This is a genomic window from Desulfurellaceae bacterium (assembly GCA_021296095.1).
GTDB lineage: Bacteria > Desulfobacterota > Binatia > Bin18 > Bin18 > JAAXHF01.
On sequence record JAGWBB010000034.1, the window covers coordinates 1 to 26,140 of the forward strand.

Sequence of the window (26,140 nt, forward strand, 5' to 3'; positions counted from 1 at the left end):
AAATGCCCGGCAGCATAGCAAGCCGGCAGGAGGAAGCATAGGCGGGTTTGATGAGGCGCGACCGGTACGCCGGGCCGGAGGTCGGGCCGTGTGAGTGAAATATGGCGGGCAGATTTTGGGGAAGAACCAAAAACACGACCGCCGACTAGGGCCTCAGCCGCAGCGTCAGCTGTTCCGCACTCAGCGGGTTGACTGTGCGGTAGGCGGCAATGAAGGTCTCGACATGGCGGGCGATACTGTGCTGCACGGTCGGCAGTTTGTCGCTGCCAACCGTACCGACCTCGCGGGTTTCCCAGGTTTCGGCAAACTGCTGAATGTTCCGGTCTCGGGCCAGGGTGACCAGCTGGTTGAGACACACCTCAATGGAATAGGCGTACAACTCGTAGTGTTTCTTGAGTGCGGCGACATTCACGTACAGATACGGGCCGCCGGGCGTGAGCGACCATGTTTCTTTGCTGAGCACCGGGATGCCTGCGGCGCGGAGCTGTGTTTCGACCCTGGTTTGCAGCCGGCCTTGGGTGAGGCCGTCCTGCTCGGCAGCGGCGTTGAGGGGTTCGACCACCACCGCCACGCCGGCCAGCCCCCGGAGCGTTTCGCGCTGCTGCTCCAGGGTTTGGGCCAGGCTTGTTTCCGACACCAGCCAGACCAAGAGAACGCCAGCACATCCGATGATGGTCTTCATACTTCTCTCCTCTTGTACGTGTGATGCATATTGCGTTATCCACCGGCCGAGAAGGTACCCACCCCGGCCTTCGGCCACCCCTCCGAGGAGGGGAGCCGCCCCTATCCCCTCCTCGGAGGGGTCCTGCGCAGCAGGGGGGTGGGTTCTTCCCGGTCCGACAGTCAGCGCCCGGCAGGCGAGCGTAGGTTCCTGAGAATATGCATCACACTGTCTTCTGCACAAGAGTTGTTCCGGGACATTTTGTCAATGTTTGACTTGGCCGTCTGGACTTCTAGACTAGGGGCAGTGAAGGAGGCGCGGCGATGCTGGACAACATCATCCTGCTGACCGATTCGTACAAAGAAACCCACTGGAAGATGTATCCGCCCGGAACGCGGACGATTTATTCCTATTTGGAGGCCCGGCGGGGGGGCGAGTATGGCGAGGTGATGTTTTTTGGCCTGCAATACTTTCTGATGAAGTATTTTGCCGGCGCGGTGGTGTCGGCGGAAAAGATCGAGCGGGCGGCCCGGTTTGTGGCCGCCCACTTCGGTACGCCCGAGGTGTTCAACCGGGAGGGCTGGGAGCACGTCCTCAGTCAGCATGGCGGGACCTTGCCGGTCGAGATCCGGGCTGTGCCCGAAGGCTTGGTGGTGCCCGAGGGTAACGTTTTGCTGACGATTGAAAACACCTGTCCGCGCTGTGCCTGGCTGGTCAATCATCTGGAGACTGTGCTGGTTGAGCTGTGGTACCCGTGCACGGTGGGGACGATCTCGCGCGAGATGAAAAAGATCATCCGGGCCGGCCTGGAGCGCTCGGGAACGCCGAGCGACGAGGTGCTGGCCTTCAAGCTGCACGACTTTGGCTTTCGGGGTTCGACCTCGCCCGAGTCCGCAGCCCTCGGCGGGGCAGCCCATCTGGTGAATTTTCAGGGCACGGATACCCTGGCAGCCTGCGAGCTGCTGATTGACTCCTACGCGGCCGAGATGCCGGGGGTGAGTATCCCCGCAGCCGAACACTCGACAATCACGGTCTGGGGCGAAGACGCCGAGGGAGATGCGTTCGCCCATATCCTCGAGCAGTATCCGGCCGGTCTGGTATCGGTCGTGTCGGACTCGTGGGATGTGTATCGGGCGTGTCGGGAGTTATGGGGGGAACGGCTCAAAGAGCGGGTGCGGCCCGGCCCGATTCCGGCCCGCCCGAGGTGGTCGTGCCGGACTGTCTGGACGTGCTGGGCGAGCGGTTCGGCTTTTCCGTCAACCCCAAGGGCTACCGGGTGTTGCCCGACACCGTCCGGCTGATCCAGGGCGACGGCATCAAGCGCCAGACCCTGGCCGGCATCGTCGATGCTGTTCTGGAGCGCGGCTGGTCGCTCGATTGCGTCACCTTCGGGTCGGGCGGCGGGCTGCTCCAGGACTGTAATCGGGATACCCAGAATTTCGCCCTCAAGTGCGCCTACGGCGTGGTGGGCGACGAGGCGCGCGGGGTGTATAAACGGCCGGCCACAGATCCCATGAAGGACAGTAAGCGGGGGCGGCTGATGCTGGTGGAGGGCGATGAAGACCAGGGCTATGTGACCGTCGCCCAGGGGACGCCGGGGGCGAGCGACGTGCTGGTCCCGGTCTTTCGGGATGGCCAGCTGCTGCACCCCTGGACCCTGGAGCAGGTCCGGGCGCGGGCCGCGCTGGGATAGAAAGAGGAAACGTGCCACCAGTTCATGTGTCGGAGGGTAGGTTTCCTCTTTGGGACGGCGGCCCTACTGCTCGTTCCACGAGCGGCGTTCTTTTTTGAAGAAATCCTGGTGGCGGAGCATGATCTCCGATTCGGCGTCGAGCAGATGGGCGATCAGCGCCGCCCTGACCCACATACCGTTTTCGGCCTGGGCGAAATACATGGCCCGGGGGTCGCTGTCCACATCCGGCGAGATCTCGTCGTTGCGGGGGAAGGGGTGCAGAATCGCCGCATACTCGCGCATCTTGCGGAGCTGCCGGCGGTCGAGGATGAAGCGCTGGCGGTCGAGTTGGCTCAGAAACGCGGCCACCTCTTCGTCGTCGTGCTCGTGCTGGACCCGGGTCATATAGACCAGGTCGGCCTGTTCGATACAGTCGGCCAGGGCTGGCCGCTCGTGCACGGTGACCCCCGCCTCGACCAGATCGGACTGCAGGTCGGCGGTAACGCTCAGCCGGGGGTGTTCGGGCCCGACGAAGTACATGGTCACGTCTTCGTGCTGGGCGAGCAACTCGGCCAGCGAGCGAATGGTCCGGCTGCGGCCCACGTCCCCACAGAACAGATAGGTTTTGCCGTCCAGGCCGGCCCGCAGGTTTGGCCAGCGGGTGCGGAGATCGGACAGCCGTCGGCCGAGGTTGCGGTCATCACCTTCGGGGTCGCCCTCCCGGTCCCTGAATTTGAACACCTCCTGGATCGTATAGTAGTCGAGCAGGGCCTGGGTCGGATGCTCGTCCGCGCCGGAGCCGCCGTTCACAATCGGCACCGGCTTGTCCATGTCGTTCATCTTGTAGGCAAAACACTCGGCCAGCTTGGGCATATTGTCGCGCAGGATGACGGTATCGAAATAGGTGCTGAACATCATGATCGAGTCGAGATCGGCTTCGCCCTTATAGGCCGAAGACACGGCCGGGTTACGGATCTCGGCGTAGTCCATGCCCAGGTGCTGACAGGCTCTGACAAAGGACAGAAAGGTCCGGGTCGAGGCTTGGGTGAAGTGCAGCATGGCCGACTTGTCACACAGGGTCTCCCGCAGCAGCCGGCTGCCGCGCCGGTTGCGCGCCAGCTGCCGGATCATGGTCGCCAGACCGGTCAGGCGGTCCAGCAGCTCGCGGTCGAACTGGGCCGAGAAGATCACGTGTTTGAGCCGATTGTTGCGCTGAAATTCCTGCACCTTCATCATGACCGGGCGGTTCAGCCGCGGCTCGAACTCGCGCAGGTGCTGCAAGCGGGCAGATGTGTCTGTGTAATCCACCGGTCCCTCCCGAGGCTGAGGCATGATAGCGCCGCGCCCGGCGAGCGGCAAGGGTCTGGAGCCGCCGAGACGGGAGGCGGGAGGTGCGGCGAAAATTCCCGGGGACGGTAGGGAACCGTCCCCGGCGCGGGCGCGTGGTCTAAGCGGTGAAGTTCAGCTTCAGGCCGGGCCGCGGCCAGTCAAAGGCCACCAGCTTACCGGTACCCGACAGCGTGGCATACGCGGTTGTGAGATCAGGTCCGCCAAAGCACACATTGGTCGTGAACGGGTCGGACAGCGGCACATGATCGACGCCCGAGCCGTCCGGCGCAAAGGCGGAAATGCCGGCCCCGCCCATCAGGGTGGCGACACATACGTAGCCGGCGCTGTCAACGGCCAGGGAGTCGAGCAGCTGATAGCCCGGCAGGTTGTTGAGCAGGGTGGCGCCGCCCGGACCGTCCAGAATCGGGCCGCCCGCGCCCTGGGTGCGTACGACTTCGCCCGGCGCGGTGATATCCCACTGCCACACCCGGCTCTCAAACGTCTGGGCGATATACACTTTCTTGTCACCGGGGGCCAAGCCGATGCCGTTCGGCCCGTCAACCGGCTGGGCGACCTCGGTGATCATTGAGCCGTCGGGTTTGGCGTAATACACGCCGCCCCGGTCGCGGTCGTGGTCTCTGACCTTGCCGAAGTCGGTGAACCAGAACCCGCCGCTGGCGTCGAACACGATGTCATTCGGGCCTTTGAGCTTGTAGCCGTCGCACTCGGTGTATAAGACCTCGACCTTGCCGGTGTTGATATCAACCCGCTGAATGCAGCCGCCGTTGTAGTCGGCGGGAATGCCGTGCGGAACGGTCAGGCCGTTCACCTCAATCCAGTCAAAGCCGCCGTTGTTGCACACATAGATGGCGCCGTCCGGCCCGACCGCCGCGCCGTTCGGCCCGCCGCCGGTTTCGGCCACGATTTCCTGGCTGCCGTCGGGTCGGACCCGGGTGAGGGTGGCGCGTTTGATCTCAACCACGATCACGCTGCCGTCGTCCATGGCGATCGGGCCTTCGGGGAATTGTAAGCCTGAGGTAATTTCTCGAACGTCTGCCATACTGTGTCCTCCTTGGCTTCTTGTACCATACCGTCGGGCTTCACGTCAGCCTCTCCCCCTATTGTCTCCGGCTGGCATAGGCTAGGCTTGGCCGCTGCGGATGCATCACCCATGTTGAGTTCTGGCGTGTCTTTTCTCGGCAAACGCACCGAGGGTATTTTCTACGGCTGGTGGCTGGTCGGTCTGAGCGGTTTCATCATGCTGCTGGCCAATGTGCCGCTGTTTCACGCCATGGGCGTGTGGGCGGTAGCCCTGGAGCGCGAGTTCGGCTGGACGCGCACCCAGCTCGGCCTGGCGCTGACCTTTACCCGGATTGAGGGCGGGTTGATGGGGCCGCTGGAGGGGTATCTGGCCGACCGCCTCGGCACGCGGCGGATGATTCTGATTGGGCTGCTGATCCTGTCCGGCGGCTTTCTGCTGTTCAGCCAGGTCCAGCATCTGTGGATGTTCTACCTGTCCTACGTGGTCATGGCCGTGGGCCAGGGGTTTGGCGGCTGGCTGCCGCTGATGACGATGTTGAACCACTGGTTTGCGCGCCAACGGGCGACTGCGGTGGGCTGGGCGAATGTGGTCAGCCGGCTGGGCGCCCTGATCCTGGTGCCTATCATTGCCTGGGCGATCGACCCGGACGATCCCCAGCTGGGCTGGCGGACCACCGCCCTGGTGCTCGGCCTGTTCACCCTCGTCCTGGCCCTTCCGCTGTCCCGATTGATTCGTGACCGCCCCCAGGAGTACGGGCTGCTGCCGGACGGCGAGCCGCCGTCGCTGACGCAGCCGCACCCGGCAACGCCCGAGGCGGGAAAGCCGTCGCCTCAGCCCGCGACCGGCCAGACCGACCATACTGCTGCCCAGGCCGTGCGGACCTCGGCCTTTTGGTTTATCGCTTTTGGCCATGGTTTTACCTCCATGGTGATTATTGCCATCATGACTCATCTGGGGCTGCTGATCGTTGATGCGGGTTTTGATGTGCCGACCGCAGCCTGGGTCATGGCCGTCTACACCGCCGTTGCCATGGTGGCCCAGATTGTGGGCGGCTACGTCGGCGACCGGATTCCCAAGCGGATTGCGCTGTGTATTTTTTCTACCGTGCAGGCGGCCGGGGTGCTGGTGCTCACCTATGCCACCACGCTGCCGCTGCTGGTGTTGTTCGCCTGCTTGTTCGGCCTGGGATTTGGGGGCCGCAACCCGCTGACCATAGCGATCCGCGGCGAGTACTTTGGCCAAGCCGCATTTGGAAAAATCCTGGGCCTGTCCACCGTGCCGATGAATATTCTGATGCTGGTGGCCGCGCCGTTTGCCGGCTGGATCCGCGATACCCAGGGCAGCTATGAGCTGGCGTTTCTGAGTTTAGCGGGCTGTAGCTTGCTGGGTGGGGTATGTTTTCTGCTGGCCAGGAAGCCCGAGTTGGAGCCTGGCTCATAAACGGGAGTGGCTGGATTTCTGGTCTGTTTTTGCCCACAATCGACCCATGCGCTTTCTGAGCCTGCACGTCAACAGCTTCTGCTGCACGATCACGACCAAGGGACGCTCAAAGGTCTACGAAGCCTACGACGACCCCGTCACCCGGGTTGACGACGCTCTGCTGGTGCTGGCCAGCGTTGAACGCGGGGATGAACGCAACCCACAGTTGGTGGCCGAGCGGGCCAGCACCGAACTCGTCAAGCTGGCCGCCCAGCTGAAAGCGACGACCGTCGTCCTTCACCCCTTTGCCCATCTGTTTGCCGAACTGGCCGCTCCACAGTCGGCCATTGATATTCTGAGCCGGACACAGGAGGCTCTGAGCCGGGCCGGTCTGACGACCATCCGTACGCCCTTCGGCTGGTTCAACGCCCTTCAGATTGACGCCAAAGGCCATCCCCTGTCGCGGGTCGCTCGGACGGTGACCGCAGACGCCTGAGTGCCGACGCGGTCCGGCGCGTCCTCTATCTTTCCGCCTACCCAGCTGCTATGCGGGGAGACGAACAGCTCGCCGAACCATGAGGAGCCTCGCCATGTCGATACGTCAAGACATCACTCCGGCCGATATGCAGAACATCCGCCAGCGCTTTGGCTATTCTCCGGGGGTCAAGGTCGGCCAGATGCTGTACATCGCCGGGCAGGTTGGTCGGGATACCGAACTCCAGGTGGTTGAGGACAGAGAAGCGCAGTTTGCCCAGGCTTTTGACAATGTCAAAAAAGTCCTGACCGCAGCCGGCGCCGACTTTGATCAGGTGGTGGAAATGGTCACCTACCACACCGATATGCGCGATCTGCCGCTCTTTATTGAGGTGAAGAATCGGTATTTTCGCAATCCCGATAGACTGCCGACCTGGACTGCGATTACCACCCCGGCCTTGGCCATGCCCGGGCTGCTGGTCGAGATCAAATGCACGGCGTGTCTTGAATAGGCAGGCACGTCTCGCGTGTCAGCCCGTAGCATCGTTACAGGGGGAGGGATGGAACAGACCGCGGCGCTGGAGCAGACGGCACGCAAAACGGGAGGATTTTTCTACGGCTGGGTGATTGTTTTTGCCGGCTTGGTGTTGAGCCTGATCATGTACGGGGTCATTGAAGCCTTCGGCGTCATGTTCAAGCCGATTGTCGCCGAGTTTGAGTGGGACCGGGGTACGGTCTCGATGGCCTCGATGGTCAACTGGCTGAGCTTTGGCGTGTCGGGCCTGCTGTGCGGCGTGCTGAGTGACCGCTTTGGATCGCGCTGGGTGATGATTGGCGGCGGGCTGATCTTTGTCATCGGCACCTTCCTGATGAGTCAGGTCGAGTCCCTGTGGCAGCTGTACTTCTTTTTTGGCGTGCTCATCGCGGCCGGTCGCTCGGCCGCCGGCGTGCCGCTCACCGCGCTGGTCACCAAATGGTTTGTGCGCAATCAGGGTCTGGCCCTGGCGGTTGCCCAGTCCCAGAACGTGGGCTCGGCGGTCTTTGCCCCGCTGTCGGTTGTCCTGCTGAGTACCTATGGCTGGCGGGGCGCCTATGTCGGGTTGGGTCTGATCTCTCTGCTCGTCATTCCGCTGGCCCTGCTCATGCGGGACTATCGGGCCCGTCAGGAGCCCGAGCCGGGCCAGCCGGACCAAGGGCGACGGGCGTCGTCTGCCCCGGCCCGGCTGCCGGGCCTGAGCCTGGGCGAGGCGATGCGCACGCGCGCCTTTTGGACGCTGAACTTCATGGTCATCGGCTGCTGTGTGTGTCACTCGTGCATTCTGCTGCACGGCGTGAGCCATATGACGGATACCGGGCTGGACGCCTCGGTGGCCGCGCGGATCGTGGCGACCATGGCCATCTTCGGCATGGTCGGCAAGATTGCCAACGGTTTGCTGGCCGACCGGGTCGGTGCCAAGTGGGCGATGGCCGGCTTTCTCGGTCTCCAGGCGATCATGATTCCGCTGTTCATTGAGGCCCAGACCGCGCCGACGTTTTATACCTGGGCGGTGCTGTTCGGCCTGGGCTACGGCGGGCCAATGCCGGTCTATGCGATGCTGTTTCGCGAGTACTTTGGCCTTCGCTCGATCGGCACAATCCTGGGCGTCTTTTTCATGGTCGCCTCGATTGGCATGGGCTCGGGGGGCCTCATGGGCGGGATGATGCACACCTCGTTCGGCAGTTACGCGGCACCGTTCCTGACCAGTACGACGACCGGCGTGCTTGCCGCGCTTCTGGCCCTGACCCTGCCCTCGCCCAAACGCGAAGCGCCAGCCGTGGCCCCCGAGCTGGCCCTGCAGACCAGCTAGCAAACGAGGAGGTGAGCCATGCCGGTCATTGACGGTGACAGCCATTTCGTCGAGCCTTTGGACCTGTTCGAGACGTATATTGACCCAGCCTTCCGTGGTCGTGAAATGCGGATTGAGCAAGACGCCGGGACCGGCCGGTTGCGTATCCTGACCGATGGCCGGCCCCTGCAGTTGGTGGACGTTGAGACGCTGCTGGCCGCAGTCGTCGGCTATGGTCAAAAGGAAGCCGGCCGGGATCTCAACACCTTTGACCGGTATCTGGTGACCAGCGATCAGTGGCAGGATATGGGCGCCCGGGTCCGGTTTCTGGATGCTGAAGGTATTGACTGCCAGGTGCTGTATCCCACCCTCGGCCTGTTGTGGGAGGGCGGGGTTGAGGACCCGGCTCTGGCCGATGCCCTGTGTCGGGCCTACAACACCTGGGCCTTCGAGTTGTGTGCTGGGCACAAAGACCGCCTGTTTCCGGCTGCTCATATTTCTTTGCGGGATCCTCAGCTGGCCGTGACGGAACTGGAACGGGTGGCCAAGCTGGGGTGTCGGACGATCTTTGTGGCAGCCGCGCCGGTCGGCGGGCGCAGTTTTGGTCATCCGGACTTCGACCCCATCTGGGCGGCGGTCCAGGACCTGGACCTGAGCGTCGGCATTCATCTGGTCGGTCACCCGCACTATACCGGTAGCGAGTGGTATCAGGGCCAGGACCCCGGCTTCATGTTTGTGACCATGAACGTCATTCAGGACCCGCGCATGGCGCTGACGACGATGGTCTATGACGGGGTGCTGGAGCGGTTTCCGAGGCTGCGGGTGGCAACCATCGAGGCCATGGTGGGCTGGGTCGGCGAATGGCTGGAGCGGCTCAACTATCGCTTCACGTACATGGGCCACACGTCCCAGATGAAGCGTCCGGCCAGCGAATATTTCGCCCGCAATATCTGGATCAACGGTGATCCGGAAGAAAAGATGTTTCCGCTGATAGTCCGTTTTGCGGGTGATAGCCGCTTCTTTGTGGGCTCGGACTATCCCCATGCCGAAGGATTTACCCGGCCGATAGACAAGGCCCGCGAGCTGCTCTCGCCCCTGCCGGCGGCGACGGTTGACAAGATTCTGGGCCACAACGCCCGGCAGTTTCTGGGGCTGTAGAGATCAGGAGAACCGCAGCCCCTGACCCCGCCTTCCGTCCCGCAGTTTGAAGCGCCAGCCGATCAGCCAGCCGGTCAGCAGGACGCCGGCGCCAGCCAGGAACCAGGACAGGTTGCGCTGGTGTTCGGTTTGGCTGTATTCGGACTTCAGCTGTTCCAACTCGGTCTTGAGCAGGGCTTCCCGATCCGCCCGGGTCTTGGTGGCGGTGGTCAACTCGTCGTTCTTCTGGCGTAGCCGGGCGATTTCCTCACCCTGCTGTTCGACCTCGGCCTCCAGCTGCTGAAGGCGCACCGCGGCCGGGGCGTCTTGGGTGACATCGCTGTGCAGCACATAGCCGCGGCGGCCGTTGGGAAGCACGGCCAGATAATACTCGCCTTCCCGGTGGACGCGTTGCACAGCGTCGCCGGTCTTGAGCGTGGCAAACACCTCTGAATCGGGGCTGGGGCTCAGCCAAACTGGAACCTCACGGTAGTCGCTCACGTACAGCTCTTGGGCAGAACTGCGGTACGGCAGGAGGACCAGGACTAGGCTGAAGCACAGGAGCAGGCCGCATTCAGCTATGATGGCTGGCTGCCAGTCGGGTGTCCGACTCAGACGCATACGAGGGGAATAACCCAGATGGGCGGTGAAGGCAATTCCAGGCCGCTAGGCCCCAGATCGCTCGGACGAGGTGGACAGGACGTGCTGGAGAACCTCGATGAGAGCCTGATGAATTTTTCCGTTGGACGCCAGGAGTTGGTCTCCGGTCAGATCGAAGGTCTGGCCGCCGAAGTCGCTCATCCGCCCGCCGGCTTCTTCCACGATCAGGGCGCCGGCCGCACTGTCCCAGGGGTATAAACGCCACTCCCAAAAGCCGTCGGCGCGACCGCAGGCCGTATAGCACAGGTCAAGAGCGGCCGAGCCGCTGCGTCGTATGCCCTGGGTCCGCAGCATAAAGGCCTGATAGAAGCTGAGATAGAAGTGGCTGCGCTGACGCCGGTCATACGGGAAGCCGGTCAGCAGCATGCTGCGGTCGAGGGAGGGGGTGGAGGAGACCTGTATGGGGCTGCCGTTGAGGCTCGCCCCTCTGCCCCGCCGGGCGCAGAAGAGTTCGTTCCGAATCGGGTCATAGACGACCCCGACGATGGGTTGGGACTCATAGGTCAGACCCACCGACACGGCAAAGTGTGGAAAAGTATGGGCAAAGTTTGTGGTGCCATCCAGCGGGTCGATATACCACCGGTACGGACTGTCGGGACCTGACAGGGCCGATTCTTCGGCCAGAACCTGGTGGTCTGGAAGACGGGTGTGGAGGGCCTCAGTAATCAGCGTATCGGCCGCTTTGTCAACATTGGTGACGAGGTCAACTATGTCCGTTTTGATCTCGACCGTCTTGGTCGTGAGCCACTGGTCTTTGATCAGGGCGCCGGCCTGCTGCGCGAGGTCTTGGGCAATGTCGAGATAATGGTCGAGATCGTTGTGCCAGGGGGCAATCTGCATACCATCCCGTTGTTGCATACGCGGGCGGAGCCTGCAACAACGGGGCTCATGCGTGTGTTCGCTCCAGCCAAAGTCAACCTGTTCTTGCGTATCCTCGGCCGCCGGGAAGACGGCTATCATCTGCTCGATTCCCTCATGCTGCCGGTCAGCCTGTGCGACGAGATTCGGATCCGGCTGGACGGTGCGGTCTCAGCCGAGCGGCCCGCGTCGTCTGCCCAGATTCGCCTGAGCTGTGATGACTCCCGCATTCCGAGTGATGAGACCAATCTGGCCTCCCGTGCGGCCTCGCTGGTGTGTCGGGAAGCCGGCCTGGCCGCCCGGGTTTCGCTCCGTCTGGTCAAACGTATTCCGGCTGGTGCCGGTCTGGGCGGCGGAAGCAGTGATGCGGCGGCGGTCTTAAAGGGGCTCAACAGCCTGTTGAAGCTCGGCTGGGGCGAACCCCGTCTGTGCGAGCTGGGGCTGCGTCTAGGCGCCGATGTGCCGTTCTTTATTCCGTGTCGGCCGGCTCGGGCGACGGGGATTGGCGAGGAATTGCGCCCGGCCGGGCTGGTCGGGAGGCGCTGGCTGGTCCTGGTGGTTCCAAGCTTTGGCGTCTCGACACCGTGGGCCTACCGGCGATTTGACCAGCTGGTCGGGATGACTGCACCGTCTCCGACGATCACCGTCCCTGCCGATGGCTGGCCGCCTCCGGCGGCCTGTCTCAACGATCTTGAGCGGGCCGTCCTGCCCGCCCATCCTCTTCTCCAGCAACTGAAAAATATGCTCTTGAGCGCTCAGGCCGAGGTCGCCTTGATGTCCGGGAGCGGGTCGGCCGTCTTCGGGCTGTTCGGCCGCAAGGAGGCTGCCCAGCGGGCGGCCGACGGCATACGCCAGACCGTGGCCCAACACAGCCGGGTGTTCGTGGTCGAATCCCTGGCTGAAGCGCCGTGCTCCAACCCACCGGAGGTCCGCTCGGTTTGAGCCCGGAGGGGAGAGGCCGACCTTCCCCTCTTGACTTTTTGCCTGTCTGGCCTTTAGCTGGACGGCTCAGAATGAGAGTGCGCGGGCATTCTGGTGGGGAGTAGCCAAGCCAGGCAAGGCACCGGGTTTTGGCCCCGGTATTCGCAGGTTCGAATCCTGCCTCCCCAGTGCGGGTGCACGCTGTTCTCTTCCTGATGGGGTCGTTTTTCGGCACGGCTTTTCTCACGGGGGGTATCCGATGAGGGATGTACTAAAGATCTTCGCCGGAAGATCGAATCGGCCGTTGGCGGAGGAAATCTGCGCCAGCCTGCCGGAGCGTTTGGGGGCGGCTGATATCCGGACCTTCAGCGACGGCGAAAGCTCGGTTGAAATTACCGAGAATGTGCGGGGTGGCGATGTGTTCGTGGTACAATCCCTGTGCACCCCGGTCAACGATCACCTGATGGAGTTGCTCTTGATGCTCGACGCATTCAAGCGTGCCTCGGCAAATCGGATCACCGCCGTGATTCCCTACTACGGCTACGCCCGCCAGGATCGGAAGGTCGCTCCCCGCGTACCGATCAGCGCCAAACTGGTGGCCGATCTGCTCACCACCGCCGGCGCCTCCCGGGTGCTGACGGCCGAACTGCACGCCGGGCAGATCCAGGGCTTCTTCAATATCCCGGTCGATAACCTGTTTTCGGCGCCCGTGCTTGTGCCCTACCTGACCTCTCGGGTCGGGCGCGAGCAGATCTGTGTGGTCTCTCCCGATGCGGGTGGGGTGGAGCGCGCTCGGGCATTCGCCAAGCGCCTCGGGGCTTCCCTGGCGATCATTGACAAGCGCCGTGGTCAGGAAGCTGGAGACGGCCTGTCGGCCAACGCCAACCGTGATGTGGCCGAGATGCACATCATCGGCGACGTGGCTGGGCGGGTTGCCGTCTTGGTCGATGACATGGTGGATACCGCCGGGACGCTCACCACTGCGGCTTCCGCGCTGTGCGAGGCCGGGGCGCAGGCGGTCTATGGCTGCTGTACGCATGCCGTGCTGTCCGGTCCGGCGATCAAACGCATAGAGCAGTCCGCTCTGGAGGAACTGGTGGTCACCAACTCGATTCCGCTTCGCCCCGAGGCCCACGGTGTGGACAAAATTCGCGTCCTGTCCATCGCTCCGCTGATGGGTGAGGCCATTCGACGCATCCACAATGAGGAATCGATCAGCTCTCTGTTTTGAGCGGAAGAGGCGAGACCGGCGAAGAAAAGAGGACACAATGGAAAACGTACAGTTGCGGGTTGAAACGCGTCAGACCACAGGAAAAGAGCGCGCCGCCCAGATGCGACGGGCGGGAAAAGTGCCGGCCGTCTTTTATGGCGCCGGCAGAGCGGCGACCTCGCTCAGCGTCGATGCTAAGGAGTTTCGGCTCCAGCTGCTGAAGATCCAGGGGGCACCCCTGCTCAAACTGGCCTCCTCGGTACCTGAACTGAACGACAAGCTCGTATTGCTCAAAGAGGTGCAGCGTCACCCGGTGACCAGCGCGTTTCTGCATGCCGACTTCTTTGAAGTCGATGAGAGCAAACCGCTCCAAACCTCCGTCCCCGTCCACATCGTTGGCAGAGCCAAAGGCGTTACCGCGGGCGGGACGCTCCAGACCATGGTCCGTGACATTGCTGTTGAATGTTTACCCCGCGACCTGCCCCCTGCGGTTGAGGTTGATGTGACCGAACTCGACATCAGTGATGTGGTTCGGATTGCGGACCTGAATCTGCCCGAACAGCTCGGCGTCCTGGTCGATCCACAGACGATTCTGGTCGCCGTCCAAGCCCGCCGTGAGGCGGAGGAGGTCACAGAGGAAGCCGCTGAAGAGGAAGCCACCGAAGAGACGCCCGCCGCCGACGCGTCGGCCGAAGCCAGCGAATAGCCATCCAGAGGGACATCGTGCGTGTGCTGATCGGTTTGGGGAATCCAGGCCCGACCTACCACAACACCCGCCACAACCTGGGCTTCTGGGTGATCGACATCCTGGCCGAGCGGTGGCGCATTCCGCTCGTTGCCAGCCCTTTACTGTCTCGGCTCGGCCAGGGGAGCCGCCATGCAAGGGGAAACGTGAGAACCGATGGAGACTCTGACAAGGGGAAACGTGAGAACCGATGGACTCTGAAGGACATCACGTTTCCCCTTGAAGGACATCACGTTTCTCCTTGTGACCAAACCGTCCTGCTGGTCCAGCCCCAGACCTTCATGAATAACAGTGGGGAGGCTGCGGGCCGGATTCGGCACTGGTATGGCCTGTCTGCTGCCGATTTTCTCGTCGTGCACGACGACCTCGCTCTGCCTGCGGGCCGGATCCGCGTGAAGCGGGGTGGGGGCGGAGCTGGCGGCAACCGGGGAGTGGCTTCGATCATTGACGGACTTGGCAGTCCAGATTTCCCCCGGGTCAAGATCGGTATTGGACGACCACAGGACACCACGTCAGTGACAGAATTTGTGTTGCGCCGCTTTACTCCGCAAGAGGGAGCGTCTATGCTCTGTGCCGCTCGCCACGCCGCAGACGCGGTTGAGGCGGTATGCACGCGGGGGCTGGAGTGGGCAATGGACGGCTTTAACCGGATTGGCTGTGGGGGGTGAGTCCGCTCTATTGTCGCCGCTTTTGCCCTATGCTATGCACAACACTCACTGTCTGGACCGGAGGAGCGCATGCCGATTTATGAAACACTCACCATCCTGCATCCCGACTTGGCCGAAGCTCGGGTGAAGGAAGTCCTGACCTGGATGCAGCAGCTCGTCGAGAACGGCCAGGGAAAGGTGCTCCAGGTTGAAGAGTGGGGCATGCGGGACTTGGCCTATCGCATCCAGAAACAACGCAGAGGGTATTACGTCCGCCTCGAATACGAGGCCACACCGGCGGCGCTCCAAGAGCTGGAACGCAACTTCCGGCTGAGCGAGGAGGTGCTCCGGTTTCTGTCAATCGTGCGCAAAGCTCCTTCGGAAAAGCGTCCGAGCGTTCAGCCTCACTCAGAAGCGGTGACCGAGAGCCCTGCTGAGACACCACCCGAAGCTCCGGCGGAGTCTGCTGCCGAGCCGACTCCGCCCGCTCCACAGCAGGCGCCCGAACAGGAAGCTGCGGCTCCGGCGGCCGATACTGAGCCTGACGAGTCAGCCTCGCCTGCCACACACTGACAAGAGGAGAACAGCGCATGGCACGAGCACCAGCAAGAGGAGGCGGAGGGAGATATCGACGCGGCCAGCGTGGGGACGATAAATTCCCGGCGCGGCGTCGCTTGCGACGAAAAGTGTGTCGGTTCTGTGCCGATAAAAGCCTGTCGATCGACTATAAGGAAACACGCATCCTTGAGGACTTTGTCACCGAGCGGGGCAAGATTATTCCTCGTCGCATCACCGGAACGTGTGCCTGGTGTCAGCGCAAGCTGACAACAGCAGTCAAGCGGGCACGGGCGATTGCCCTGCTACCGTATGTGAGAACCCAGGTGTAAGTCTCGGGCGACGGGACGCCTTGTATTTTGGTCCACACTGCCGTAAACAAGAATGGCCATGGAGATTATTCTACAGGAAGAGGTCGCCGATCTGGGACAGATCGGTGATGTTGTGAAAGTCCGAGACGGCTACGCGCGCAACTACTTGCTGCCCCGGGGACTCGCGATTCAGGCAAATCGACGCAACGTGCGCGTCCTTGAGCACCACAAACGTCTGGTGGCAGTCAAAAAAGAACGCGTCCAGCGCCAGGCCCAGACGCTGCTCGACCAGTTGTCCGCCCTGAGCCTAACTATCCCGGCCAAAGCCGGGGAAGAAGGCCGCTTGTTCGGGTCGGTCACAAATATCGACCTTGAGACGGCCCTCAAAGAGAAAGGGCTGACCCTCGACCGGCGAAAAATTCTTCTTGACGAGCCGATCAAGCAACTGGGATCATATGAGGTACCGGTCAATCTGGGCGGTGCACTGCGGGCAAATATCAAGCTTGAGGTCACTGCCGAGTCGTAAGCCAGCTCTCCTCTGGTCGGCTCGCGCAAGCCAAGGACAGCGAAAGAGACGATTTTGCAGGCGCGTAGCTCAGTGGGAGAGCGCTTCCTTGACGCGGAAGAGGTCGGCGGTTCGATACCGCCCGCGCCTATGGTGATAAACACGTGAGCACTGTGACAGCGGTTTCCAGAGGACGCACGGAGAAGAGCTTCCCCGTCGGCTCTGTTGCTGCCTGCCTTGAGCACGTCGCCGCTGCCCATGTGCCGGGAGGTGGGCCATAGCTCGAGAAGCAGGGGTTCGGATCAATCAACAGATCCGTGCACGCGAAGTTCGCGTCATTGATGAAGGCGGAACCCAGGTCGGCATCCTTCACTTGGCCGAAGCCCTCCGTCTGACCGAGGAGCGAGAACTCGACCTCGTCGAGATATCTCCGACCGCCTCGCCCCCGGTCTGTCGGATCATGGACTATGGCAAGTACCGCTACCTGCAGAAAAAGAAGACCCAGGAGTCCCGGAAACATCAAATCCAGGTGCTGGTCAAAGAGGTGAAACTGGGGTCGCGAACCAACGAGCACGATATTGATTTCAAGGTCAATAATATCCGGCGTTTCCTGGAGAAGAAGCAGCGGGTCAAGGTGTCGGTCTTTTTCCGCGGTCGGGAGATTACGCATCCCGAGATTGGCAAAGAGCTGCTGGATAAGGTGTTTCAAAAAATCGAGGATATTGGGGCGCTCGAAAACCAGGCCCGTTTGGAGGGCCGCAACATGTCCATGCTCATTGTTCCGAGGTAAGCCATGCCAAAACTGAAAACTCGCCGTGGGGCGGCCAAACGTTTTAAGGTCACAGGTTCTGGAAAAGTGCGCCGCTATCGTGCCTATCGGCGTCACATTCTTTCCACCAAGACGACAAAACAGAAACGACACCTGAGGCAGTCCGGCCTCGTCTCGGCGGCCGATGAACGCGCTATCACCTATCTGATTCCGTTTCTGTAGACGAAGGAGAAGACATGCCTCGAGTCAAGCGCGGTTTTAAGGCGCGCCGCCGTCGAAAGAAGATTCTCAAGCTGGCCAAAGGCTTTGTGGGGGGCCGTCGCCGTCTCTACCGTCAGGCACGCGAGACGCTCGAGCGCGGCTTGGTCTACGCCTACCGTGATCGCCGGGTGAAAAAGCGCACCTTTCGACGTTTATGGAACGTCCGTATCAACGCCGCTGCCCGCCTGAACGGCTTGTCCTACAGCCGCCTGATTCACGGCTTGACGCGAGCCGAGGTTGCCCTGGATAGAAAGATTCTTGCCGCGCTGGCGGTCCACGACCCAGACGCCTTCGCGGCCGTCGTCGAGGTCGCCAAAGAACGTCTGGCCGCCTAGGACGTGCCTCGCGGCACCGCTGACCTTGCTGAGCCCGAGTGGGAGGCTGGCATGACAAAAGCAGATATCGTCGAACGGATCTACGAGAAAGTCGGCTTTTCGAAAAAAGAGGCCACCGAGGTTGTTGAGTCGATTTTCGAGATTATGAAGATCCATCTTGAGGAAGGTGAGAAAGTCAAAATCTCGGGCTTCGGGAATTTTGCCATCAATGAGAAACGGCCCCGCAAAGGGCGTAACCCCCAGACCGGAGAAACGATTGTGATCTCGGGACGTCGGGTCCTCTCGTTCAAGTCGAGCCCAGTGCTGAAAAAAGCGCTCAATCCATCCTAATTCAGGTGTGTTGTGGATCAGCCCGAGCTTCCCAACAAGCTATATTTCCGGATTGGGGAAGTCGCCAAGATTGTGGGGGTCAAACCCTACGTCCTGCGCTACTGGGAGACGGAGTTTCCGAGTATCAAACCCGGGAAATCTCCGTCTCGGCACCGTCTGTACCGCCTTCGTGATGTCGAGCGCCTGCTCGAAATCAAAAACCTCCTGTACGAAGAACGGTTTACGATTGCCGGGGCCAAAAAGCGGCTGAAAGACGACATTGAAGACTCCGCTCCTCAGGCCGCTGATACAAGCCCTTCCCAGACTGCTGAACCGGATGACCAAGCAGCCCAAACGGTCGAACCGAGCAGCGCGCCATCGTTTGAACAGCGCCGCCTCTTACGGACCATCCGTCAGGAGCTTCAGGACTTGTACACCACTCTTGAACGCAAGGCGGGCTAAAGCCCGTCGGGCTGTGTGGTGTCGGTGTGCTGACCCGTTTCTGTCTTGATCCTTTTTCCCCGTGTGGTATCGTTTCCCCCTATGGATCAGGCATGAGCCCGTGTTCTGACCGCCGTGGTTGGTGGAGTAGGCCGCTGAAAAAAGCCGTGGAAGGGATGGGGAGGATGTGGACCGCATGCGTATCCAGGATTTCGGTTAAGACCCTGGTGTGGGGACTGATCGGCGGCCTGTGGCTGTGGAGCCTCCCTCCGGTGCGGGCTGACCTCCTGCCTGCAGCTTCATCGCAGCCGATTGCTGCACCGACTTTACCGCCGTCACGTGACTTTGCGGCTGTCTTGCTTCAAGACGCCGACAGTGGTCAGGTGTTATTCGCTCGGCACGAGAAACGGATCTGGCCGCTCGCATCACTGACCAAGATGATGGTTGGTCTGACCGCTTTGGAAGCCCTACGCGACGGACGGGTGTCACTCCACACACCCGTTCCCATCAGCCGGCGGGCCAGCCGAGCCGGAGGACGTAGCGTGAACCTCCGAGCGGGAGAGCGCCTGCTCTTCGGCGAACTGCTGCAAGCCATGCTGGTGACCTCGGCCAACGGAGCCGCCATCGCGGTAGCCGAGCAACTGAGCGGCTCGGTCGAGGCGCATATCCGAGCGATGAATGCGCGGGCCGCAGCCTTGGGTATGCACCAGACACGTTTCCAGACGGTCAACGGTTTACCGCCGTCCAAACGGCGTGCTCCTGATCGAGCCTCAGCCTCGGATATGACGATCCTGGCGCGGGCCCTGCTGGCCTATCCCCAACTCTTAGAATGGACCTCTCGCCGACGCATTCCCTTCCGAGCCGGCAAACAACACTTCCGGAACACCAATTTCTTAGTCGGGCGCCTCGATGGTGTGGACGGACTCAAAACCGGCTATACCGCAAAGGCGCGTTTTAACCTCGTCACCACGGCCAAGCGGAATGGCTTACGGCTCATCGCCGTGGTGCTGGGTGGGCGCAGCAGTCGAACTCGATTTCGGACGGCGGCCAGCCTCTTAGAGTGGGGCTTTACCCATTTTGCCCGGCTGCGTTTGATCCGAGCAGGACAGCCCTTGTGGGCAGAGGTACAGGTCGAAGACGGCAGCGTTTCCAGTCTTCAGCCGGTTGCCGGGGCGGACTCGACGTTTCTTGTCCGCAAGCGGGACATCAAAGATCTCCACATCGCGCTCGAACTGCCGGCGGTCGTAAAAGCGCCGGTCGCCGACCGTCAAGTCCTGGGTCATGCCGTCGTGCGAAATACCGACCAGGTGTTTGCCGTAATCCCTGCTCTCAGTCCTGGGCACGTTCCCGAAACACGCTGGAGGTGAGTCCAACGCTGAGTGAGGCTCAGACCAATGATGCCCCCGGACGTTCAGGCACGGCTCGTTCGTCAGGATGGGCTCTTGCAATCTGGTGAAGAGTGTTTATCTTAACTGGCTCCCCGTGTGCATGGGAGATCCGATAAGGAGAGAGTGAGCAATGGCGAAAAAACAGGTGAATTTGCACCACCAAGCTCGGACCGGGATCTTAGCAGGCGTCAATTTGATCGCCGATGCGGCTCAGGTCACCCTTGGCCCAAAAGGGCGCAACGTCCTGCTCGAGAAGAGCTTTGGCGCCCCGGTCGTCACCAAGGACGGTGTGACGGTTGTGCGGGAGATCGAACTTGAGGATAAGTTCGAGAATATGGGAGCCAGAATGCTGCGCGAGGTTGCCCAGAAAACCTCGGACTTGGCCGGTGACGGAACGACCACCGCAACGGTGTTATCCCGGGCTATCCTGCGTGAAGGGCTGCGGCTTCAAGCGGCGGGCTTTGACCCCATGGGGCTGAAACGCGGGATTGATGCGGCGGTGGCAAAAGTCGTCGAAGGCGTCAAGGAGCAGAGCCGTTCGGTCAGGGGCCAGGAACAGGTCGCCCAAGTCGGAACGATCGCCGCCAACGGGGAGGCCGAGGTTGGTCGTATCCTGGCCGAAGCCATGGACCGGGTCGGCCGAGAAGGGGTCATCACCGTCGAAGAGGGCAAGGGTCTGGAGACGGTCCTGGATGTGGTGGAGGGCATGCAGTTTGATCGGGGTTTTCTCTCGCCTTACTTCGTAACCGATACCGAACGGATGACGGTCGAGCTTGAGGATCCGTATATCCTGTTCCACGAAAAGAAGATCTCCAACATGCGCGAGCTGGTGCCGTTGCTCGAAAAGACCGCTCAGAGTGGTCGCCCGCTGGTGATTGTGGCCGAGGATGTTGACGGCGAAGCGCTGAGTACCCTGGTGGTCAACCGTTTGCGCGGCACCCTGAACTGCGCGGCAGTCAAAGCGCCGGGCTTTGGCGACCGCCGCAAAGCCATGCTCGAAGACATGGCCATTCTGACGGGTGGGAAGGTTGTTGCCGAAGAACTCGGCATGAACCTGGAGACGGTCGATCTGTCGGATTTGGGACGCTGCCAGCGTTTTCTCATGGACAAGGATAATTCGACGATAGTTGATGGCGCGGGCAAAAAAGCCGCCATCAACGCCCGCATGGACCAGATTCGAGCCCAAGTCGACGACACCACCTCCGACTATGATCGGGAAAAGCTTCAGGAACGCCTGGCAAAACTGTCCGGTGGGGTGGCCGTCATCAAGGTCGGCGCGGCCACCGAGATCGAGATGAAAGAACGCAAGGCGCGGGTCGACGACGCCATGCACGCCACCCGGGCAGCCTCTGAAGAGGGCATCGTTGCGGGTGGTGGGGTCGCCCTGCTGCGAGCCCAGAATAAGTTGGCCGAGTTGAGCTTCAGCGACGATCAGGCGCAGGGCGTGGACATTGTCCGCCGGGCGATTGAAGAGCCGCTGCGCCAGATTGCGGCGAATGCCGGGGTGGATGCGGCCGTGGTGGTCAACAAGGTCCGTGACAAAAAGGGTGATACGGGCTTTAACGCCGCCAATGAACAGTACGAGAATTTGTATAGAGCGGGTGTCATCGATTCAGCCAAGGTCGTTCGGGTCGCCTTACAGAACGCGGCCAGTGTAGCCGGCCTGATGATTACGACTGAGGCTTCAATCGCCGATCTGCCCGAAAAACCCGAGCCGGCCGGTGAGCACGACCACGATCACGGAGACTTGGACGACGACTACTGATTTGAAAACACCCGCGCCCGTATGGCATAATGCACTGTCTGACTTTGGAGAAGGAAGGGGAAATCATGCAAACGACGAGACGGCTTCTGCTTGGGCTTTCTGTTCTCGCCCTGCTCGTAACGGTCAACTCAGGCTGCTCAGCGCTACACCCATCACATGAACCACAGACGCACACACACGCACACCAAGCCCATCCGCCCCAAGCACATCAACACCCCGAGATAGTCCAGGCAGTTGAGGGCGTGGCAGAAGCCGCCACTGGCCGGAGTGAATCCGCAGCAGGCCAGGCCGAAGCGGCCGCCCAGCGGGCGGAAGATTCTGCCGCTCGCGTGGAAGCGATGTTTGAGAAGCTGATGCAGAAGTAAACACCGAGCAGGGCAGCCTCGCGCTGCCCTGTTGCCGCTCTGCCTATCCGTTCTACTACTGTTCCTTTCAGAAAAGACCTGACCGCCACTTGCGGAACGGTCGGTCTCGCCCACCCACCCGAACCCAGCCATCCGTACAGACCAACCCCCTCAAAGCTCGCGTTGTTTTGCACGAAGCGGCTGTGAGCAGTACCGTTGTTCGGCCCGTTCTGTGCTCGACAACCTGAACAGGAGTCAGTCGAGCCGACATGATCACTCCACCGTTTCGGAGGGAGACGGATTGCAGAAGTCGAGTGAGGGTGGGAGTGAGGGTGGTCCAGGTTTGCTTGATCGAGAGCGGCAGCGAGCGAGTGTCAAGAACGACGGAAGAATCGGGAAAAAGCTCCACTTTGAGATTCCGAACAACCAAGGCATGGGCAAATCCTAAGCGAAAGGGTCCCCACAGACGTGCTTTGGAGAGGACCAGCGAGTCGCCAGAAACCCGCATGTGTAAGCGCCCCTCGTTGTGAGAAACGGTTTGAAAGCCTCGGAGACTCATTCCAGAGTCAGGAGTAGAAGTCATTGCTTCTTGTTTGTTGTTCACAAGGGCTGCTATCAAGCCGATGCATCCTACGAGGATGCCAATCAAAGCAAGCCCGCGTACACTTGTCTTCAAGGAAAGACGCTACCGCATTGTATCTGTCCGCATCGGCTTCATTATCTTCCAATGGTCAAGGTGTAGTCCCCGCCTTTCTCTGCAAAATAGGAGCTGACTTCGACCGTGTAAGAGCCTGAATCTAGGAGAGTAAGCCTCCCTCCCTCCAACGTATCGTAAGGCAGACAAGAATTGGGGCTATCTCCAAAACAGTCGTCGTTGTTGTCTACAACACGACCATCAGGACCGATCAGAACCAGGACAGTATCGAACGCCGAACTTTGGACCCGTAAGGAGGCTGACTGTCCCACCGTACCGGAGAGGGGATAACAATCCGCATAATAGAGCTCCCTTTTGAGAAACTGATTATTGATATCTCGCTGGGTGAGATCTGGAGTGGTCCCGCCAAAAGTGGGATCCGGAAATCTTCCCAGCGGAAAGAACGTTCCACCAAGTCCAGCGCGGCCCGGGAAAAGGGAGGCGGCATCAGCAGCGGTGAGGCGGCCTCTCACTGTTGTGGGAATGCTGATTGTCCTGCACCCACCGTCGAAGACAGGGATAAACGACCGGAGTGTCCTAAACCTCCCGGAGAACAGCAAGCTGAGATCGAGCCGCTCTGGATCGTCGAAGCCGAGATCCGTGGGTAAGGTGACTCTTCCCCGCAAAGACTGGCGGACTGACTCCAGCGTATCCTGTACCAGCCGCGCATCCGAGACGTCTTCTGGAAGCACTTCAATGACATCATCAGACTGGTCATCCGTCTCTGCCAGTACGGATTCGATGGCCACGTCCGCTTTCATCAGCGCTCGCTCAACTAGGTTCCGCGCTGTTGTGAGCGGAGCACTCGAGCGTAAATTCAGCAAGCGAGGCTCAGCGTCCAGAATGGCTCGGGACGGCTGTGTTGTCACCAGTTGCAAATCCGCGTCGAGATCATACGCTGCTGCGATCTCGAATGCCGCCTGGGCGAACTGCAAAGTTGCGGTCAGCGCCTGGATATCGCTTCTGTCTATCTCAACTTCGGCCTGTTCTATACCGACATCTTCCACCCTGGAACGCAGGCAGTCGGGTAAATGCATCAGGTCAAAACGGCTCTCGGCTGTACTCATAATGCGGTTCAGACTTTCTACTGCTGCGGCAATCTCTGAGAGAAGCACCTCTCTGAATGTCTGGATGATCGCTCCCGTTCGAGGCGCGCCCGGCGGCACTTGCTCCGGCAGGGTGACACGCATGGCGCAAACATCGCTGCTACCCCCAGTAACGGCGACTCCACTACGATTGGCCAGCGACATCAACTAAGGATGCGCAAGAATGGGAGTGACAATACGAGTAATGGCTGAGTAGAGATGAGCTTGTGGATTGCTTGGGTCCAATTCTACAGCTTGACGGAAGTGCTCATTTGCATCATGGAGGTTTCCGGCGGCCAACATACCTTCTCCCTACCGAACCAGGGCACCAGAACCGGAGACTTGGGTGATAACAAAATTTTGCTGCGCCTCTTGCCAGCGCAGCACCACATCGGTCCCGACTTCGGGGAAATCGGCCAGGGTAAACTCTCTGCTGGCTCCCTGTAAAAACGGCTCCCCAAAAGTCCTTACTGTTACGGTCACACTGGCAAACTCGGTCCCGTCGGCCAAAGCTCGCACGGTGTGGGTGCCGTCGCCTAAGAGATTCCAGTTGAAGAGCAGCCCAAAGCCATTATCCCTATCGCCACACGCACCCTGGGTATCGCCCCGGTCGGTGCCGTAGGCCGCCTCCACGGGCGGTAGACTGTTAAACTGGACCTCAATTCTGTCCGCCTCACACACCCAACCAGAGATGATCCCGATGCCGCTTTGGAAGGAGCCGGGCGCGGGATTCTCTAAGACCCGGGGCGAGCGCCCGGACGTACCGCCACTCGGGCCTGCGCTGCCGTCGGTGATGACAAAGTTCTGCTGCGATTCCTGCCAGCGCACCACCACGTCTTGCCCGACTTGGGGGAAATCCGACACGGTATACTCCCCGCTGGCGTCCTGTAAAAAATTCTCCCCGAACGTCGTCACCCTCACGGTCACGTTGGCAAACTCGCTCCCGTCGGCCAAAGCCCGCACGGTGTGGGACCCGTCGCCCAGGAGATTCCAGTTGACCAGCAGGCCAAAGCCATTATCCGTATCGCCACACGCGCTTTGGGTATCCCCCCGGTCGGTGCCGTAGGCGGCCTCAATGGGCGGCCCGCCGTCAAACGCTATCTCAATCTTCGTCGCGTCGCACGCCCAGCCGGATATGATCCCGAGGCCACTTTGAAAGGAATCGGGCTGAGGGTTTTCCAGAACAGCATCCGCCAGAACGCCGGACGACGCCTTCGGGCAAGTGGCGAGATATGGATCAAAGTACGACCGGAACTGACCGGCGTGGAAGAACAGATGGGTGCCATTCGCGCTGAATTGATCGAGGAGGACAGCCTTGTCGTCAACGGGTGGGGAGCCAGTGACATGGAGGAGGGTGTCCGTCGGCACGTCATACAGAAAAAGCTTGGTAGAGCCGTTTCTACTCTCAAAGGCAATTCGGGTCCCATCCGCGGAAAAGTCAATTCCGTGAGAGAAGTAGTGCCCCTCCAGGATAGTCCCTCCCCCGGTCTGGGTGTTGGTGATCTGGGTGAGCGTGCTCGTCTGCAGGTCGAACAGAAAGATCTCCTCTGCTCCAGCTGCACCGGGGCCATTAGCCGCAAAGGCCATACGGTTGCCATCCGCGCTGAAGGACAAGAAGGCGATGGGGAGGCGGGGAGAGTCCCGCCGCGGGACGTTGGTGAGCCGTGTGCCAACCGGGCGGATAATCTTGATGGGGGGAGCGAAGATGCTGTCTTTGGTGACCTGGGTGAGGGCGCGCGTCGGCACGTCATACACAAAAAGCTCCCAAGGATCATTGTTCCGCGGAACATTACCATTACCTCCTGACGTAAAGGCTACACGGGTGCCATCCGCGCTGAAGACCCGGAAGTCGACGTCGTTGCGAGCAGAGACGTCGCCGAAGGCCTCGATAAAGGCGCCCGTTGGCACGTCATACACAAGGATCGTCCCCGACGACCAGAAGCCTTCATCCTCGAAATGAGTGTTTCCGACACTAAAGGCCAGACGCGTACCATCCGCGCTGATTTGTGGATAATTGAAGTCGGTGTTGATATGGCTACCATTAGTGATCTGGGTGAGGGTGTCCGTTGGCACGTCATACAGAAAAATCTCAGTCGAGCCATCGGCGTTCTGCCCGGTCAGATTGCTCCAGGAGCTAAAGGCGAGGCGGCTGCCGTCGGCGCTTATGGTCCTGCGAGCCTGACTGGAATCGGAAAAATAGCTGCTATTCCCTAACTGGTCAGTGACCTGAGTGAGGGTCCCCGTCGGCACGTCATACAGAAAAATCTCAGTCGAGCCATCGGCGTTCTGCCCGGTCAGATTGAGCCGGGCACTAAAGACAATGCGGCTCCCGTCGGCACTCATGGCACCATTCATGAGTCCTGAGCCAAAGGTGTCGGTAACCTGGGTGATAGTCCCCGTCGGCACGTCATACAGAAAAAACTCAAGCCCCTCATCGGCGTTCTGCCCGGTCAGATTGATATTGGACTTAAAGAGCATACGCCTACCATCCGCGCTCACGTCATACACCACGTTAGAGAGTCTTCCAGTAGGCCGGGGGAGCATAAGTTCGGTAATGGTACAGGTCGGCTGCGCCAGGGCCGGCGTGGCCCAGCCGAGGGCCAGGACGGCCAGGCAGAGCCAGCGTTTGTCCGATTGTGTCTTCCGGTTGCGAAGGTTTGGTTTCTCCGGCGTGCTGTGGTTTGGCATAGCTCTCTTCTCCTAGGGAGTGTCATCAGTTAAGGAGGATCACCGAGGCGGCCAGATAGATAGCTCCCAGAAAGCTGACCGCGCGTTTG

The 26,140-nt window shown here is 60.9% G+C and carries 29 protein-coding genes and 2 tRNA genes; 24 read left to right on the forward strand and 7 right to left on the reverse strand.

Translation table 11 applies throughout. The features are described from left to right. Nucleotides 1-145: 145 nt before the first annotated feature. Nucleotides 146-682 carry a hypothetical protein gene (locus tag J4F42_09995; protein MCE2485831.1) on the reverse strand — a complete coding sequence of 179 codons (537 nt, stop codon included), beginning with the start codon at nt 680-682 and terminating at the stop codon, nt 146-148. 302 nt (nt 683-984) lie between these two features. Between J4F42_09995 and J4F42_10000 the strand changes: the two genes are divergently transcribed. Together J4F42_10000 and J4F42_10005 are read left to right on the forward strand one after the other, a co-directional pair. After that, entirely contained in the window at nt 985-1,962 is a 978-nt protein-coding gene (locus tag J4F42_10000) for a DUF5598 domain-containing protein (protein MCE2485832.1), read from the forward strand. Beyond that, a complete protein-coding gene (locus J4F42_10005; protein ID MCE2485833.1) occupies nt 1,872-2,354 on the forward strand; it encodes a hypothetical protein in 483 nt (160 codons plus the stop codon). Before J4F42_10000 ends, J4F42_10005 begins: the two co-directional genes overlap by 91 nt. Nucleotides 2,355-2,417: 63 nt before the next feature. On the opposite strand, the gene J4F42_10010 is transcribed toward J4F42_10005, so the two are convergent. After that, entirely contained in the window at nt 2,418-3,641 is a 1,224-nt protein-coding gene (locus J4F42_10010) for a hypothetical protein (GenBank protein MCE2485834.1), read from the reverse strand. A gap of 139 nt (nt 3,642-3,780) precedes the next feature. Beyond that, complete coding sequence (locus J4F42_10015; GenBank protein ID MCE2485835.1) at nt 3,781-4,722, reverse strand: SMP-30/gluconolactonase/LRE family protein; 942 nt, start codon at nt 4,720-4,722, stop codon at nt 3,781-3,783. Nucleotides 4,723-4,833: 111 nt separating this feature from the next. Between J4F42_10015 and J4F42_10020 the strand changes: the two genes are divergently transcribed. From J4F42_10020 to J4F42_10040, 5 genes are all read left to right on the forward strand, one after another. Next, the gene (locus J4F42_10020; GenBank protein MCE2485836.1) at nt 4,834-6,144 is read left to right on the forward strand and encodes an MFS transporter; all 1,311 of its coding nucleotides are present in this window, start codon (nt 4,834-4,836) and stop codon (nt 6,142-6,144) included. A gap of 46 nt (nt 6,145-6,190) precedes the next feature. Beyond that, nucleotides 6,191-6,619 (forward strand): hypothetical protein, encoded by a 429-nt coding sequence (locus J4F42_10025; protein ID MCE2485837.1) that lies wholly within the window; start codon nt 6,191-6,193, stop codon nt 6,617-6,619. 94 nt (nt 6,620-6,713) lie between these two features. Further along, nucleotides 6,714-7,109: a RidA family protein gene (locus J4F42_10030; protein ID MCE2485838.1), complete on the forward strand. Its 396-nt coding sequence runs from the start codon at nt 6,714-6,716 to the stop codon at nt 7,107-7,109. A gap of 48 nt (nt 7,110-7,157) precedes the next feature. Continuing rightward, nucleotides 7,158-8,444: an MFS transporter gene (locus J4F42_10035; protein ID MCE2485839.1), complete on the forward strand. Its 1,287-nt coding sequence runs from the start codon at nt 7,158-7,160 to the stop codon at nt 8,442-8,444. A gap of 18 nt (nt 8,445-8,462) precedes the next feature. Continuing rightward, on the forward strand, nt 8,463-9,581 hold the full coding sequence (locus J4F42_10040; protein ID MCE2485840.1) for an amidohydrolase: 1,119 nt from the start codon (nt 8,463-8,465) through the stop codon (nt 9,579-9,581). Nucleotides 9,582-9,584: 3 nt separating this feature from the next. Here J4F42_10040 and J4F42_10045 read toward each other — a convergent pair whose 3' ends face one another. Together J4F42_10045 and J4F42_10050 are read right to left on the reverse strand one after the other, a co-directional pair. Beyond that, nucleotides 9,585-10,061 carry a hypothetical protein gene (locus J4F42_10045; protein MCE2485841.1) on the reverse strand — a complete coding sequence of 159 codons (477 nt, stop codon included), beginning with the start codon at nt 10,059-10,061 and terminating at the stop codon, nt 9,585-9,587. A gap of 165 nt (nt 10,062-10,226) precedes the next feature. Continuing rightward, a complete protein-coding gene (locus J4F42_10050; protein MCE2485842.1) occupies nt 10,227-11,078 on the reverse strand; it encodes an inositol monophosphatase in 852 nt (283 codons plus the stop codon). Nucleotides 11,079-11,108: 30 nt separating this feature from the next. Here J4F42_10050 and ispE point away from each other — a divergent pair, with 30 nt between their 5' ends. The 17 genes from ispE (at nt 11,109) to J4F42_10135 (ending at nt 21,605) form a co-directional block, all read left to right on the forward strand. Then, nucleotides 11,109-12,020 (forward strand): 4-(cytidine 5'-diphospho)-2-C-methyl-D-erythritol kinase, encoded by a 912-nt coding sequence (ispE, locus tag J4F42_10055; protein ID MCE2485843.1) that lies wholly within the window; start codon nt 11,109-11,111, stop codon nt 12,018-12,020. A 94-nt stretch (nt 12,021-12,114) separates the two neighbouring features. After that, nucleotides 12,115-12,188 (forward strand) — tRNA-Gln (locus J4F42_10060). Nucleotides 12,189-12,258: 70 nt separating this feature from the next. Further along, nucleotides 12,259-13,230 (forward strand): ribose-phosphate pyrophosphokinase, encoded by a 972-nt coding sequence (locus J4F42_10065; GenBank protein ID MCE2485844.1) that lies wholly within the window; start codon nt 12,259-12,261, stop codon nt 13,228-13,230. Nucleotides 13,231-13,267: 37 nt separating this feature from the next. Continuing rightward, complete coding sequence (locus tag J4F42_10070) at nt 13,268-13,915, forward strand: 50S ribosomal protein L25 (protein ID MCE2485845.1); 648 nt, start codon at nt 13,268-13,270, stop codon at nt 13,913-13,915. A gap of 17 nt (nt 13,916-13,932) precedes the next feature. Further along, entirely contained in the window at nt 13,933-14,622 is a 690-nt protein-coding gene (gene pth / locus J4F42_10075) for an aminoacyl-tRNA hydrolase (protein MCE2485846.1), read from the forward strand. A 69-nt stretch (nt 14,623-14,691) separates the two neighbouring features. After that, a complete protein-coding gene (gene rpsF, locus J4F42_10080; protein ID MCE2485847.1) occupies nt 14,692-15,174 on the forward strand; it encodes a 30S ribosomal protein S6 in 483 nt (160 codons plus the stop codon). 17 nt (nt 15,175-15,191) lie between these two features. After that, on the forward strand, nt 15,192-15,488 hold the full coding sequence (gene rpsR, locus J4F42_10085) for a 30S ribosomal protein S18 (protein ID MCE2485848.1): 297 nt from the start codon (nt 15,192-15,194) through the stop codon (nt 15,486-15,488). Between the two features lie 58 nt (nt 15,489-15,546). Next, entirely contained in the window at nt 15,547-15,993 is a 447-nt protein-coding gene (rplI, locus tag J4F42_10090) for a 50S ribosomal protein L9 (GenBank protein MCE2485849.1), read from the forward strand. 58 nt (nt 15,994-16,051) lie between these two features. Continuing rightward, nucleotides 16,052-16,123 (forward strand) — tRNA-Val (locus J4F42_10095). Nucleotides 16,124-16,249: 126 nt separating this feature from the next. Further along, nucleotides 16,250-16,762, forward strand: a complete 513-nt coding sequence (infC, locus tag J4F42_10100; protein MCE2485850.1) for a translation initiation factor IF-3 — start codon at nt 16,250-16,252, stop codon at nt 16,760-16,762. 3 nt (nt 16,763-16,765) lie between these two features. Continuing rightward, on the forward strand, nt 16,766-16,963 hold the full coding sequence (rpmI, locus tag J4F42_10105; protein MCE2485851.1) for a 50S ribosomal protein L35: 198 nt from the start codon (nt 16,766-16,768) through the stop codon (nt 16,961-16,963). 14 nt (nt 16,964-16,977) lie between these two features. Continuing rightward, nucleotides 16,978-17,337, forward strand: coding sequence for a 50S ribosomal protein L20 (gene rplT, locus J4F42_10110; GenBank protein ID MCE2485852.1), 360 nt, complete (start codon nt 16,978-16,980; stop codon nt 17,335-17,337). Between the two features lie 51 nt (nt 17,338-17,388). After that, complete coding sequence (locus J4F42_10115; protein MCE2485853.1) at nt 17,389-17,667, forward strand: integration host factor subunit alpha; 279 nt, start codon at nt 17,389-17,391, stop codon at nt 17,665-17,667. Nucleotides 17,668-17,679: 12 nt separating this feature from the next. After that, complete coding sequence (locus tag J4F42_10120) at nt 17,680-18,108, forward strand: MerR family transcriptional regulator (protein ID MCE2485854.1); 429 nt, start codon at nt 17,680-17,682, stop codon at nt 18,106-18,108. 362 nt (nt 18,109-18,470) lie between these two features. Beyond that, entirely contained in the window at nt 18,471-19,454 is a 984-nt protein-coding gene (locus tag J4F42_10125) for a D-alanyl-D-alanine carboxypeptidase (GenBank protein MCE2485855.1), read from the forward strand. A 151-nt stretch (nt 19,455-19,605) separates the two neighbouring features. Beyond that, the gene (gene groL / locus J4F42_10130; GenBank protein MCE2485856.1) at nt 19,606-21,240 is read left to right on the forward strand and encodes a chaperonin GroEL; all 1,635 of its coding nucleotides are present in this window, start codon (nt 19,606-19,608) and stop codon (nt 21,238-21,240) included. A gap of 242 nt (nt 21,241-21,482) precedes the next feature. Next, nucleotides 21,483-21,605, forward strand: a complete 123-nt coding sequence (locus tag J4F42_10135; protein MCE2485857.1) for a hypothetical protein — start codon at nt 21,483-21,485, stop codon at nt 21,603-21,605. 696 nt (nt 21,606-22,301) lie between these two features. Here J4F42_10135 and J4F42_10140 read toward each other — a convergent pair. Both J4F42_10140 and J4F42_10145 read right to left on the reverse strand, forming a co-directional pair. Then, entirely contained in the window at nt 22,302-23,468 is a 1,167-nt protein-coding gene (locus J4F42_10140; GenBank protein ID MCE2485858.1) for a hypothetical protein, read from the reverse strand. A gap of 207 nt (nt 23,469-23,675) precedes the next feature. After that, nucleotides 23,676-26,051 carry a PD40 domain-containing protein gene (locus J4F42_10145; protein ID MCE2485859.1) on the reverse strand — a complete coding sequence of 792 codons (2,376 nt, stop codon included), beginning with the start codon at nt 26,049-26,051 and terminating at the stop codon, nt 23,676-23,678. Nucleotides 26,052-26,140 lie beyond the last annotated feature (89 nt).

Coding starts and splice junctions, on each gene's coding strand:
- rpsF (MCE2485847.1), top strand. CDS start 14,692: ATGCCGATTTATGAAACACTCACCATCCTGCATCCCGACTTGGCCGAA.
- J4F42_10070 (MCE2485845.1), top strand. CDS start 13,268: ATGGAAAACGTACAGTTGCGGGTTGAAACGCGTCAGACCACAGGAAAA.
- rpmI (MCE2485851.1), top strand. CDS start 16,766: ATGCCAAAACTGAAAACTCGCCGTGGGGCGGCCAAACGTTTTAAGGTC.
- J4F42_10050 (MCE2485842.1), bottom strand. CDS start 11,078: ATGCAACAACGGGATGGTATGCAGATTGCCCCCTGGCACAACGATCTC.
- J4F42_10115 (MCE2485853.1), top strand. CDS start 17,389: ATGACAAAAGCAGATATCGTCGAACGGATCTACGAGAAAGTCGGCTTT.
- J4F42_10145 (MCE2485859.1), bottom strand. CDS start 26,051: ATGCCAAACCACAGCACGCCGGAGAAACCAAACCTTCGCAACCGGAAG.
- J4F42_10040 (MCE2485840.1), top strand. CDS start 8,463: ATGCCGGTCATTGACGGTGACAGCCATTTCGTCGAGCCTTTGGACCTG.
- J4F42_10140 (MCE2485858.1), bottom strand. CDS start 23,468: ATGCGTGTCACCCTGCCGGAGCAAGTGCCGCCGGGCGCGCCTCGAACG.
- groL (MCE2485856.1), top strand. CDS start 19,606: ATGGCGAAAAAACAGGTGAATTTGCACCACCAAGCTCGGACCGGGATC.
- rplT (MCE2485852.1), top strand. CDS start 16,978: ATGCCTCGAGTCAAGCGCGGTTTTAAGGCGCGCCGCCGTCGAAAGAAG.
- J4F42_10025 (MCE2485837.1), top strand. CDS start 6,191: ATGCGCTTTCTGAGCCTGCACGTCAACAGCTTCTGCTGCACGATCACG.
- J4F42_10020 (MCE2485836.1), top strand. CDS start 4,834: ATGTTGAGTTCTGGCGTGTCTTTTCTCGGCAAACGCACCGAGGGTATT.
- ispE (MCE2485843.1), top strand. CDS start 11,109: ATGCGTGTGTTCGCTCCAGCCAAAGTCAACCTGTTCTTGCGTATCCTC.
- rpsR (MCE2485848.1), top strand. CDS start 15,192: ATGGCACGAGCACCAGCAAGAGGAGGCGGAGGGAGATATCGACGCGGC.
- rplI (MCE2485849.1), top strand. CDS start 15,547: ATGGAGATTATTCTACAGGAAGAGGTCGCCGATCTGGGACAGATCGGT.
- J4F42_10030 (MCE2485838.1), top strand. CDS start 6,714: ATGTCGATACGTCAAGACATCACTCCGGCCGATATGCAGAACATCCGC.
- J4F42_10065 (MCE2485844.1), top strand. CDS start 12,259: ATGAGGGATGTACTAAAGATCTTCGCCGGAAGATCGAATCGGCCGTTG.
- J4F42_10035 (MCE2485839.1), top strand. CDS start 7,158: ATGGAACAGACCGCGGCGCTGGAGCAGACGGCACGCAAAACGGGAGGA.
- J4F42_10015 (MCE2485835.1), bottom strand. CDS start 4,722: ATGGCAGACGTTCGAGAAATTACCTCAGGCTTACAATTCCCCGAAGGC.
- J4F42_09995 (MCE2485831.1), bottom strand. CDS start 682: ATGAAGACCATCATCGGATGTGCTGGCGTTCTCTTGGTCTGGCTGGTG.
- J4F42_10000 (MCE2485832.1), top strand. CDS start 985: ATGCTGGACAACATCATCCTGCTGACCGATTCGTACAAAGAAACCCAC.